The organism is Acidobacteriota bacterium (genome assembly GCA_028874215.1).
GTDB lineage: Bacteria > Acidobacteriota > UBA6911 > RPQK01 > JAJDTT01 > JAJDTT01.
Genome location: JAPPLF010000038.1, coordinates 1 through 11621 on the forward strand (window position 1 = coordinate 1; position 11621 = coordinate 11621).

General features: G+C 63.9%; 7 protein-coding genes. 4 read left to right on the plus strand and 3 right to left on the minus strand.

What is annotated here, in order from left to right:
- A partial coding sequence (locus tag OXT71_06925; protein MDE2926114.1) for a hypothetical protein occupies window positions 1–2149 on the plus strand: 2149 nt, incomplete at its 5' end.
- 362 nt (window positions 2150–2511) lie between these two features.
- On the opposite strand, the gene OXT71_06930 is transcribed toward OXT71_06925, so the two are convergent.
- Both OXT71_06930 and OXT71_06935 read right to left on the minus strand, forming a co-directional pair.
- Complete coding sequence (locus OXT71_06930) at window positions 2512–4134, minus strand: GWxTD domain-containing protein (protein MDE2926115.1); 1623 nt, start codon at window positions 4132–4134, stop codon at window positions 2512–2514.
- A 34-nt stretch (window positions 4135–4168) separates the two neighbouring features.
- A complete protein-coding gene (locus OXT71_06935; protein ID MDE2926116.1) occupies window positions 4169–5785 on the minus strand; it encodes a hypothetical protein in 1617 nt (538 codons plus the stop codon).
- A 173-nt stretch (window positions 5786–5958) separates the two neighbouring features.
- Here OXT71_06935 and OXT71_06940 point away from each other — a divergent pair, with 173 nt between their 5' ends.
- Both OXT71_06940 and OXT71_06945 read left to right on the plus strand, forming a co-directional pair.
- Window positions 5959–6759, plus strand: a complete 801-nt coding sequence (locus OXT71_06940) for a phytanoyl-CoA dioxygenase family protein (protein MDE2926117.1) — start codon at window positions 5959–5961, stop codon at window positions 6757–6759.
- A 55-nt stretch (window positions 6760–6814) separates the two neighbouring features.
- On the plus strand, window positions 6815–7549 hold the full coding sequence (locus tag OXT71_06945) for a class I SAM-dependent methyltransferase (GenBank protein MDE2926118.1): 735 nt from the start codon (window positions 6815–6817) through the stop codon (window positions 7547–7549).
- Window positions 7550–7568: 19 nt separating this feature from the next.
- Here the strand turns inward: OXT71_06945 and OXT71_06950 are convergent, their stop codons facing one another.
- Window positions 7569–9185: a hypothetical protein gene (locus tag OXT71_06950; protein ID MDE2926119.1), complete on the minus strand. Its 1617-nt coding sequence runs from the start codon at window positions 9183–9185 to the stop codon at window positions 7569–7571.
- Window positions 9186–9434: 249 nt separating this feature from the next.
- Here OXT71_06950 and OXT71_06955 point away from each other — a divergent pair, with 249 nt between their 5' ends.
- On the plus strand, window positions 9435–10670 hold the full coding sequence (locus OXT71_06955) for an integrase arm-type DNA-binding domain-containing protein (protein MDE2926120.1): 1236 nt from the start codon (window positions 9435–9437) through the stop codon (window positions 10668–10670).
- Window positions 10671–11621: the final 951 nt, after the last annotated feature.

An 11621-nucleotide genomic window follows, 5' to 3' on the forward strand; every position in this document is an offset into this window, starting at 1 on the left:
GCCGCCGTTCCAGACCCAGCAGTACGGGTTCACGATAGGCGGCCCGTTCGTGCGGCACAAGGTGTTCTACTTCGGATCCATCGAACGCCGCACCGAAGCGAACAGCTCGCAGGTGACGATTCCAGATTCGGTGAAGGCGTTCGTGGATTCCCTGAATGCCGGCTACGACACGTCCAGCGCGCTGCCGCGGTCGGTGGACGAGCGGAACGTGTTGGGCAAGTTCACGCTCAACCTGCATCCGAGGCACACGATGAACGTCATGTACCTGTACGACGACAGGGAGTTCACCAACAAGCGGACCGGGCAGACCAACGGAGCCGACAACGGGTTCGACGACATGCGCAGCTCCTATTACGCAACGGCGAGCCTGACGTCTCTCATCAGCGACAGAATCGTGAACGAATTCCGGGCGAACCGCTCGATCCAGCGCCTGTCCCGGGATTTGCAGGCCAGTGCGAGCGGACGGTTTCTGCCGACGCTGGATTTTCCCTCGGTCGACCTCGGCGTGGCGGGCAACGTCCCGCAGGGCCGGGTCCAGGCGAACTGGATCTTCTCCGACACGATGAGCTGGGAGCGGGGCAACCACTCGTTCAAGTGGGGCGGAGAATCGAATCGGGTCCTGGCTACGGCTGACGCGAATGTGGATTTCCAGGGGGTCTACCGGTTCCCATCCGATACGGCGACGTTGCCGGACCGCTATACGGCGAACTTCAACCTCCCGTTCGAGAACGGCACTTCAACCGAGCCGAGGTTCATCAGCATCCGCCGCGACGTGGCCTCCTACGCCGCATTTGTCAACGACACGTGGCGGGCGACGCCGCGCTTCACGATCAACATGGGGCTGCGCTGGGACAAACGGACCTATCTGGATGTGGACGGCGTGGCGTCCATCGGCGGACCGGACGCTTTCGAACAGCCGGGTTTCTCGCGGGACCGGCCGCAGGATGTCTGGGTGTCAGTGGCGCTGGGCGAACTTGGCGCCTTGCCGGTGAGGGACTGGCGTCCGGGTGTCGAGGACAAGCTGGACCTCTCGCCGCGTTTCGGCTTCTCCTGGGATGTGACCGGCAACGGTCACGCGGTGGTCCGGGCCAGCTATGGCATCTTCCATGACCGGATCAACACGAGCACGCTCCGGAGCCGGGTCTTGAGCTACAACGGGCTGTTGATTTCGGGAACCCAGTTGAACGCCTCGAACGCGGCGCAGAACGCGATCATCCAGAGGAACTTCCCGAACCGGATCGCGACCCTGCTGTTGCCGGGAGGCGCCAGCGTCGGCGGAACCCCCGATGCGCCTTCGGCGCGGATGAACACGCCCTACACCCAACAGTCCCACGCGGGCTTCCAGTACGGGATCAAGCAGGACCTGGCCGTGTCGGTGGACTTCGTGCACATCTTGGGTCTGAACTACGACTGGGGTCCGGGCCTGTCAACCTCATGGGAACCGAACGCGCCGCTGCCAGGGGCCACATCGCCGTCAGGTCGAGTGTGCCCGTTCGCCCGCCAGATCGTTGCGCAGCTGGGGTTGCCGGCAACGGCGGCCAACCTGCGTTCCAATAGTGCGGGCTGTCTGCGGATCCAGGTCGCCGACTTCACCAACCGGTTGCACATCAACAGCTTGAGTTTCCGGATCGAGAAGCGGTTCACGCGGGACTTCGGTTTTCTGGCCGGCTACTCGCTAGGCTCAGCGAAAGGCTTCGACTGGACCTCACCGCACATCAAGCACGGCGAGGCCAATTTCGGCCCGACCGAGAACGACGTGCGGCACCGTTTCACGGGCAACTTCATCTACCGGTTTCCCCACGACGTACAGGTGTCGTCGATCCTTACAGCCAACAGCGCGCCGCCCTACGACATCACGACCGGCAACGACGACAACTTTGACTTCCTGCGCAACGACCGTCCGGGGGGAGTCGGGGCCTGGGCCGGCCGCGGCGCGAACTTCTTCCGGTGGGACCTGCGGTTGACGAAGAAGTTCGTCATTACCGAGGCTACGAGAGTGGACGTGATGTGGGAGATGTACAACATTGGCAACCGGGCCAACTTCGTGAACTTCGATGGCAACCAACGCTCCTCCAGCGCTAACCAGGCGCGGGGCGTCGTCCCCAGCGGTCAGTTCCAGGGCCAGTTCGGTCTGCGGTTCGTTTTCTGATTGCGAGCCGGAGCCATGGATCCGTCCCGGATCCGGGACTCACCGCAACCTCCACGGGCCCGCTCTATTCACCGCCATTAAGCGAAGGGGCTTATCGACGAAAGTGCCCCACGAATTGCAGCGGGCGGGAGTGATGCCGCCGCGCCATCAGGTTGCGGGAAACGCGCCGACGGCGCCGGTCGTAAACCTGCGTGGTGTCGGGATGTGCGTGACCGGCCAGATTCTGGACGTCCTCAAGCGGCACGTTCTGGCTCGGCAAGGCAATGCACGGGATGTTGGTCCCCCACTCATCTTTGTCGCTCCGTGATTCAGGAGAGTGTAGAGGGGGACTGCCGTCGCCCCTAACCCCCCCGGTTCGGCGACTAGGATGTCTCCGCTCCTTGGATCTTGAAGCTCGCCGGCTCCACCAGGGACTGGCCCGAGACCTGGTCCTGGACCTGCAGCATGATCCGGTAGGTGCCGGGAACCAGGTCCTTGAGCTCCATCTCCTGGATCAACACCACGCGGTCGTCCAGTTGGATCATCCGGGGCTCTTCCACCAGGATCTGGTCCCTTCCGCGGAAGACCAGGAGCTTGGCCTGGACCAGCGGCGCCAGCATGGCCTGGTCCACCTGGAGCTCGTAGATTTCGGTGTAGACGTGCAACTTCGATCCGGTCCGGAACTCGCGGGTGATGTTGGGAAAGACCTTCAGCCCGCTGGGCGTGTTGAACGGGTCCGACAGCGTCTCTTCCCGTGCGGATGAGGCCAACCCGTCCGCCAGAATGAGGCTGCTGGTGGCCAGGTTCCCGGCCTTCGACTCGCTGACGTGAATGGAGGTCGCGGCCTGGGACACCCGCTGGCTACGCGTGTCCTTGGCCACCAGGTTGAACTTGAAGCGTCCCGGCCGGAGCGGAATCTGCTTCTGGTAGAGGAAATGGGTCTCGGTGCTCAGGATCTCGTCGACTCCCTTGTCTCCCGCCAGAGTGTCCTCGAACTCGTACACCACCTTCCCTGACAGGTCCTCGACCTTGCCGTAGATTTCGACCGTCGCCCGTTGGTTCGATTCGCCGAACTGCGCGTACGACAGTTCGGTGGCGGGAATCTGGACGGTCAGAGGAATCAGGAAGGCGTTCTGACCCACGCGGTAGACGGCGGAGACGACCTTAAGCGGGATCGGATTGTAAAGAATCCGGGTCTCCACTTCGGTGGCCAGCTTTTCGAACTTGAACTCGGGAGGCCTGCGAAGGTCGAAATATTGCCGCAGGCGGTCGAAGGGCTTGGCGCCCCTCATGTACATGGGCTCCGTTTCCAGGCCCAGGCGCCGCATGGCCAGGTCGGAGACCATGCTTCCGTCGCGGGTCGCCAGGCCCATCTGTTCCCAGCGGGTCGGCCCTCCGCCGCTCACCCAGAGGGCGTCCTTCTCGGAGGGCCTCAGCGCCAGCTTGTATTCCCCCGTCCTGCTGGCGTCCACGAACTCGATCTCGATCCCCGATCCGATGCCCGGAATGTAGTTGTAGAACCAGCGCTGGAAGGCATAGGTGCTGGTCCAGCCGCCCCCCTCTTCGGGCCGGCGCCGATACATGCCCCCCATGTGGTCGTCGATGGTGTTGGGGGGGCCGTAGGTGATGTAGATGCGGCCCCGGTCCGTGTACCAGCCCTCCACGCCGGAAGCGTAGCGTTCGTTGGCGTAGGCGACGCGGCGGTAGTGTTCTTCCTTGAATTCGTTGTAGGTGGTCCTGGGGTCCGGGTCCCTCCGCCTCCAGAACTGCTCGATGAAGGCGTCGCGCTCGTCGTCGGCAGTCAGGCTCTGGAAGATCTCCCGTTCCTCTTGGGTGATGATGTAGACCACGTCCTCCCGGAGCCACTTCCGGTAGTAGTCCTCCTGCTCCTCCCGGAGCATCTTCTCGCGGCGCTCTTCGTCGCTTTGGGATTGCCCGGCGGCGTCCGTCGAAGCGGACGCCAGCAGGATCAAGCCGGCGGCCACCGAGTTTCGAAGGGTGAGCATCCTTATGAAGACAATATAGCAGCCTGTGGCATGATCATTGCGGGGGATCCGCCATGAGCCATTCCGCAAAGAACTGGAAGGAAAAGATCTTGCTGCGCTGCATGTGGAACCGGAGCTGGAGGACGCGCCCCTTCAGAGCCGTCAGGTCGAATTTTTTCTTCCAGCTCACGGTGTGCGCGATCGAGTCTCCCCGAAACGATTGGCAATCCTCTCGCGAATAGCCGGGCAGGGGCTCCCCGGTCTCGGGGTCCAGGATCTCCACCTGGATGGCGCCCTCGTCTCCCGCCGTCGACCCGTTCAGTCTCAGCCGGTTCCCGGAGAATCTCAGAGGCTTGGTAGTGAAGCTGCCCCGTCCCGCCGCCAGCGAGACGAAGCCGTCTAAACGCAGGGTGGCGAGGTTCTGCGAACTCTCCTGATTCTCACCCCGGCGCACCCCCCAATGGCCCTTCTTGAACCCGGTGTAGTAGAGCCAGATCTCGCCCCGGTCCTCCCGGACCAGGGGAGGCTGGGCCACGAAGATCATCCCCGAGTCGTAGCTGCCTTCCGGTCCGTTGGGAATGAAGGGCCGCCGCTGGCCCACCCGCTGCCAGTTCGTGCCGTCGCGGCTGAAGGCCAACTGGATGTCGATGCGGTCCAGCCAGGGGTTTCGCGCCAGATCCCGGCTGGGAGGCGTCATGGGCTCCATCCCCGGACAGATGTGATAGGGGGTCAGGAACCCGATGTAGATCCCTTCGTAGAGCAGGGTCTCGAAGGTGTAGAAACCGCCGGTGCAGGGGGCGTCCTTCTCGTCCGGCGGGACCAGGATGTATTTCCGGTTCACCTCCACCGGGTCCCTCATCTCCGCGGGGGCGTCCCATTTCAGAAAATCGGGACTGGTGGCGATCCCCGGAGTCCTCACCCGGCCCTCGCGCCTCGTGCCCCGAAACAACGGGTGGTCCTTGAAGATGGGCGGCCAGAGACGGATATGCGCCACGTAGAGGTTGCGCCGGGGGTCCCAGAAGAAGACCTGGTGGGTGTCGTTGTTCAGGAAGACCGGATTGATGCCGTCGTAGAGTTCCCATTGGATGCCGTCGGGGGAATGGGCCGCCCAGACCCCGTTCACCTTCGGGTCCTTGCTGTTGTGGCGGTAGAGCATCTTGTAGCGCTTGCGGGGATCGGACTCGTGCGGGTCGCGCGCCACGCCGGGGGCGCGGGCTCCAACGTCCTTCCCGAAAACGAAATTGTGATTGCGGGAGGCATCTCCCGGGCACCACCGGGAGTGGTAGTCGAACTGGCCCACCAGCGGCTTGTCCCAGTTGAGGCCGTCGCGGGACTCGTAGTAGCCGACGAAATTGTCCGACCAGTCGTAGTTCACCACCTGGTGCCACATCTGGTAGACATTGCGGTCCGGATCGAAGGCCAGGTTGGGGGAGTTGCCGAAGTGCATGTCCGCCTCCCAGCACCGGTCCATCCGGATCACCGGGTTCCCGGCATATTTGAGGGGCTGGTTCATGATCCGGTAAACGCCCTGCATGGATTCGATCACGTGGTCGTCGAAGAAGAGCTGCTTCCGGGATCCCACGTCGACTGGATTGGCCCGGATCCCGGCTCCCCACACACCCAGAAGCAGAATCAGGCATTGAAGCCGACGGAATCCCCTGCGGACGAACATGATTGATTTCTCCGTTGGACCGGCTCGATGTGTTCGGGGCCTGGATGCCACCCCGCGACTTGCTAAAACTCTACAGGGTCGCCGCCGCATTGTCATTTGATCGGACGGGAAAGACCGGTAGACTGGTTGATAACACCGGCCGTTGGTATGAGACTTCCGCGAGAGGTTCAGTGATGCATGAAGATCCGATGGACGTGCTCCGCCGTGACGGTTATGTGATTCTGCGATCGGTCATTCCGGTCGACAAGGTGGGTGCGGTTCGAAGAAGTGTCGCCGCGACGGTTCGCGAGCACACGAGCCTGCCCCTGCCCCAGGGATACGTCACCGGTTTCCTCCGCTTGAATCAGGCCATCGCCCCCTACCTGACCCATCCCCGGATCATGGCCGTCGTCGACGAGCTCTTCGGCGACAACGCCCGCATCTCCATGCTCACCGGAACCATCAACGGTCCCGGACTTCAGCGGGGGACAGTCCACGCCGACTGGCCCTACAACCAGGACCAGTTCTCCTGCGTCCGTGCCCCCTATCCCGACGTGATCTTGAATCTGGTGACCATGTGGATGATGTCCCGGTTCACCCGGGCCAACGGCGGAACCATGGTGATCCCCGGCAGCCACTTGCGGAACCGGGCTCCCCGAAAAGGGACCGACCTGGATCCCAACTCGGTATTCGAGGGGGAGACCCAGATCGAGGGAAACCCCGGAGACGTGGCCGTCTTCGATGCCCGGACCTGGCACAGCATCGCGCCCAACGTGACCAACGAGGAGCGGGTCGGGGTCCTGGTTCGATACGCTCCCTGGTGGGTCAACCTGGGGCCGTTGCGCCCCGGCAGCCGCGACCGGAAGCAGATCATCGAGGATCGGGGAGGAGGCGACCATACCGATCCCAAGGTCCAGCCCCTGCCGGAATCGGTCTATCAACGCCTCCCCGCCGACGTGCAGCCCCTCGTCTACCACATGGTGGTTCCGGACTAGTCTCCCCATGCGCGGAGCGACCCGCCGCGCCAGAGCGAACGTTCGGGCACACGCAATGGAACAATACGACTCCATCGCTGAAGCCTACCGGGATTCCAAGCAACTCCCGTTTCGGCACCTGATCGAGCGGTTCACACTGTTCGAGCTCCTGGGAGACATTCGAGGAAACAGGGTCCTGGACCTGGCCTGCGGGGACGGCTTCTACACGCGCCTGCTGAAAAGGGCCGGCGCTGCCGAGGTCACGGGCGTCGACGTCTCCAGGGAAATGATTCGATTGGCGGAACGGGAAGAAAGGCGAAGTCCTCTCGGTTGCACTTATCTGCAGCGGGACGCCGCGGCTTTCGCACCGGCGGAGCCGGTCGACCTGGTCGTCGCCACGTATCTGCTGAACTACGCCCGCACTCGGGAGCGGCTCCTCCGCTTCTGCCGGGTCTGCCACGACGCGCTACGGCCGGGAGGACGTTTCTCCGGCGTGAACGACAACGTCCGGAATCCGCCCGTGGAGTCCGTTTCCCTGCAAAAATACGGCCTGGAGAAATCCTGCCCGCCCCAGCCGAAGGAAGGGGACGTCATTCTGTACGCCATCACCAACGAGGACGGGCAGCGATTCGAGTTCGAAAACTACTACCTCGAACCGCGCAGCTACGAGCGCGCCTTCCGCGCCGCCGGTTTCCGGGACTTCCGATGGGTGGAGCTGTCGCTGCACCCGTCCCAGCAAGACAATCCCTTCTGGGACGATTTCATGGCCTCCCCGCCCATCACCGCCTTCACCGCGTCAAGACCGGTGTGAAACCCTCCCCGCCGCGCCGTCAGGTCCCGACATAGAGGGCGTAGACGCGGATTCCAGCCACCTTCTCTCCCTCGAAGCTCACCTTGATCTTGAAGGGTTTCTCCGGTCCCGGAATCCCGTTCCCTTCCGGCCAGGAGACCGGGACCCGCAACCCCGATTCCGTCAACAAGGCGGCCCCCTCGCCCGAATAACCGGCCAGCGGCCGCTCCAACGCGTCATAGAGTTCCAGCCGAAGCGTGGCGTCTTCGGAAACTCCCTCGGCATTGACCCACAGCGTCGCTTCGCCGCGGGCCTCGACGGCGGCCGTCATGAAGGCCGCCGGAATCGAGTCGTCCCGCACCGAGAAGGAGCCCAGGCGGTCCCGCTCCAGCGTCGCCAGACCCACGCCGCCCCGGGGCTCCAGCGACCCCGGGTCCCAGGCGCCGTACCAGATATAGGTCTCCTCCCCCACGTTCTCGAATCCCTGGCCCTGGATCAGGCCGCCCTGGTCCCACTCGTGGTCCTCCCCCCGCCGGATGAAGATGAAATCGGTGAGAGGCTCCCGGAAATGGACGCCGTCGTTGCTGACGACGAAACCCAGGTCCACGGTCCTCCCACGCCAATCGGGCGAGCCGTGCCAGACTCCGTAGAGCCCCAGCAGCACATTGCCCCGGTTCCAGACGCTGATCCCTTCGTGTGACTCTTCCCCGGAGCCGCTGGGGACCTTTTTGTGCTGTCCCTCCCGGGAAAAGGAGAGGGTCCCGGTGTGTTCCCACCGGACGAAATCGGGTGAGCGGTAGGTGCCCACCGACCGGCCCCAGGAGTCGACCGCATAGACCGGCCGGGCTCCCTGGCCCGATGCGTGAAACAGTCCGCCCCACTTGTAGAGTCCCCCGGCGGCCTCGAAGTGGTCGGTGGGGATGACCGTGCTCTCCTTGGGCAGCAGTCCGTTCTCCGGTGTCGCCGGAATGGCCAGACGCCAGCGCAGGCCGTCGCCGCTCACCGCGGGGGCCAGGGTCGCCAGCCCCTTCTTCCCCTCCTCGTGCCACCAGGTGTGCAGCGACATCTTGAACCGCCGGGAGGGATCGGGGTCTTCGGGATCGTGGATCACCTTCAGGTTGATGACTCCCAGCGGCGCCGGCTCCATCAGCACCAGGTTGTTGTCCCGGCTGCCGTCGTACTCCTCCAGGCCCAGCGCGGGGCGCGTCCAGTGAATTCCATCGGTGCTCTCGGCGTAGGCGGCGCGCCACTTCAACGGGATGATGTCCACCCGGGGAGTCCACATCATGTCCTCCTCCACGACTGTGAAGGGATCGCGGCCGATGGCCACGTACCAGAGCTTGAACTTCCCCTCGTGGCGAACCACGGAGCCGTAGAACTGGACCCCGAACTCGTCCGGCGCCCCCTCCGGCCCCCGGGGCAGGACCGGATTGCCGGGATGCTTGCGCGGCGGATGCAGCTTCAACCCGACGTTCTGGGTGAAGGGAATCGAATGGTTGTCGAAGGGGAAGAGCGAAGCCTCCGCAACCGTCGGCCGGGTTCCCACCAGCACCGTCACCCCGTCCGGGCGATCGCCGGTGGGCGCTCCCGGTTGGCATGCGCCGCCCAGCACGAACCCGAGCAGCGGGATCATCCTCACTGAAAATGCCAGCTTCATTTGTCCGATCTCTCTTCCTTGGCCAGGAGGGGGGACATTCCTGTCCCCCTGTCTTCTCTTTTGCGGTCAGGAAGCGTACAGAGGGGACTGCCGTCCCCTCAACAACCCCATTGATTCCAGAGGTATCCAAAGAGGTCCCGGAATATCCTTTAAGTGGTTGTTTTTATTTAGGTTAGACCTGTTTTCACCCCGTTTCGGCCTCCCCTGACGTCCCTTGATATCCAACCCCATCCCGTTTATTATGGTGTAATGATCGATGTAACTTATTCTCCCCTTTCGGCCCGGAAAACCAAGCCGAAGGGCCGCCACCCCCACAAGGCCCTTTCCGCCGCTTTCGTGCGCTCCGCCCCACCGGGCAAACACTGCGACGGCAACGGCCTGTACCTCTACGTCAAGCCTAACGGAGCCCGAAGCTGGATCCAACGCCTCGTCATCCGCGGTCGCCGCCGCGACTTCGGTCTCGGTGGTGTGGCGCTGGTGTCCCTGGCCGAGGCCCGCGAGAAGGCCCGGGCCAACCGCAAGCTGGCCCGCGAGGGTGGGGATCCCCTGATCGAGAGACGACGCACCCGGAACATGCCGACCTTCGCCGAAGCCGCCGAGCGGGTGGTGGAGCAGAAGCGCTCCGGCTGGCGCAATCAAAGGCAGGCTCACGACTGGATGGCGAGCTTTCGACGCTACGTTTTTCCGTGCATCGGCCGGATGCCGGTCTCGGAGGTGACGAGCGGCGATGTCCTGGAGATCCTCACCCCCATCTGGCACGTGAAGTCACACACGGCCCAGATCGTGCGCCAGCGCATGCGCACGGTCCTGGAGTGGGCCGTGGCGATGGAATACCGGACCGACAACCCCTGCGACCGCGTCGTGTCGGTCCTCGGAGCACAGGACGACGTGGTGCGGCACATGCCGGCCTTGCCGCATCGCGAGGTGGGGGCGGCGATCCGGAAGGTGTGGACCTCGAACTCGGCGCCCGTGTCCATGCTGGCCTTCGAGTTTCTGGTGCTCACGGCGGCGAGGTGGGGCGAGGTGCGGTGGGCCGAGTGGCCGGAGATCGATCCGGCGCGAAGGACGTGGACGGTTCCCGGAACCCGCATGAAGACCAAACGGGAGCACCGGGTGCCGCTGTGTGGCCGGGCGATGGAGATTCTGGAGGAAGCACGGACGCTGGAGGATGGAGCCGCCCGGTTGATCTTCACCCGGGGAGGCGGAAAGCCCCTCGGCTCCGGCCGGTTGCGCAAGCTGCTGCGCTGGAACGGGATCGCAGCCGTGCCGCACGGGTTCCGGTCGAGTTTCCGGGACTGGGCGGCGGAGGAGACGGATCATCCACGCGAGGTGGTGGAGGCGGCGCTGGCGCATGTGGTGAAGAACAAGGTCGAGGCGGCGTACCGGCGAACGGACCTGTTCGAGCGGCGGCGTGTGCTCATGGAGGACTGGGCGAGCTATCTGGCCGGCGATTCTCGGCAACTGGTGTCCGGTCGGCGGCGTTGAGCCGCCGTGGTGGTCCTCCCGGCAGGCTTCGGGATCTGGCGTTCGAGTTGGCGTCCGGGAGGTCGGTTTTGACCGCTGAAAAGTGTCGTTTCGTGCCCGTACGGGAGTGTGAACGGGACATGCGGGGTGGATTCACAAAAAGCGGTCCCGGCGATTCACAAAGCCGCTTTCCCCGATCTTTTTTCCTTTCAGTCAGTTGCGGCCACATTCCCGGCTTCGGCGCGCCCGCACGGGGAAAGCGGAGGTGGAAGGGAGCGACCCCCCCTTTTTCCTGCCCGGTGCGGGCGCGGGGGTGTTGCGCCATTCACATTTGCGCAGCACCCCCTGGGGGGGGTCGCTCCCTTCCAAAATATCCCTGGCGGGAAGGGCAAGATGGGTCGCATGAGCGCCCCTGATATCCACAAGGACCGGCTGGAGACTCTCCAGAGGCAGGCGGTGGAGAGGCTCCACGCCCGCCGCGCTTGCCGCTGTCCGGACGGCGGCTATCGGAGCTCCGGCAGAGACGGTTCCCGCTGCGGTGATACCTGCGGGACTGCGGCTCGGCCACCCTCATGAGATTCGAGCGAACCCGTGCCGGATGCCGGGAGTGGTTCCCGGTAGCCAATCACTCATGGTAGTGATCGAGGCAAGGGCGGCGGTTCACCTGCCGCCCCTTCCTCGTCTCCGACCGGTCCTCCCGGACAAATCCCGATTGGAGTGCAGCATCTCTATACGTCGATTCGATGGAGGATCCGGGTGCGCTGCTCACCACAGTCCACAATTGATCGATATTTTCACAATAATTTCGTCCCACCTACCCAATCTTTCACTTCTGTTTCACGGACATCTTGTATCCTGTCCATTGACTTCCAAGGAAGTTCCATGGGCAATCAGGTATGCTGAGAAAAGCGATCCCTCGATCCCTCGATCCCTCGATCCCTCGATCCCTCGATCCCTCGATCCCTCGATCCC

Excerpts from the sequence above, each read along its gene's own strand:
- OXT71_06930 (MDE2926115.1), bottom strand. The coding sequence starts at position 4,134 with ATGCTCACCCTTCGAAACTCGGTGGCCGCCGGCTTGATCCTGCTGGCG.
- OXT71_06935 (MDE2926116.1), bottom strand. The coding sequence starts at position 5,785 with ATGTTCGTCCGCAGGGGATTCCGTCGGCTTCAATGCCTGATTCTGCTT.
- OXT71_06940 (MDE2926117.1), top strand. The coding sequence starts at position 5,959 with ATGCATGAAGATCCGATGGACGTGCTCCGCCGTGACGGTTATGTGATT.
- OXT71_06945 (MDE2926118.1), top strand. The coding sequence starts at position 6,815 with ATGGAACAATACGACTCCATCGCTGAAGCCTACCGGGATTCCAAGCAA.
- OXT71_06950 (MDE2926119.1), bottom strand. The coding sequence starts at position 9,185 with ATGAAGCTGGCATTTTCAGTGAGGATGATCCCGCTGCTCGGGTTCGTG.
- OXT71_06955 (MDE2926120.1), top strand. The coding sequence starts at position 9,435 with ATGATCGATGTAACTTATTCTCCCCTTTCGGCCCGGAAAACCAAGCCG.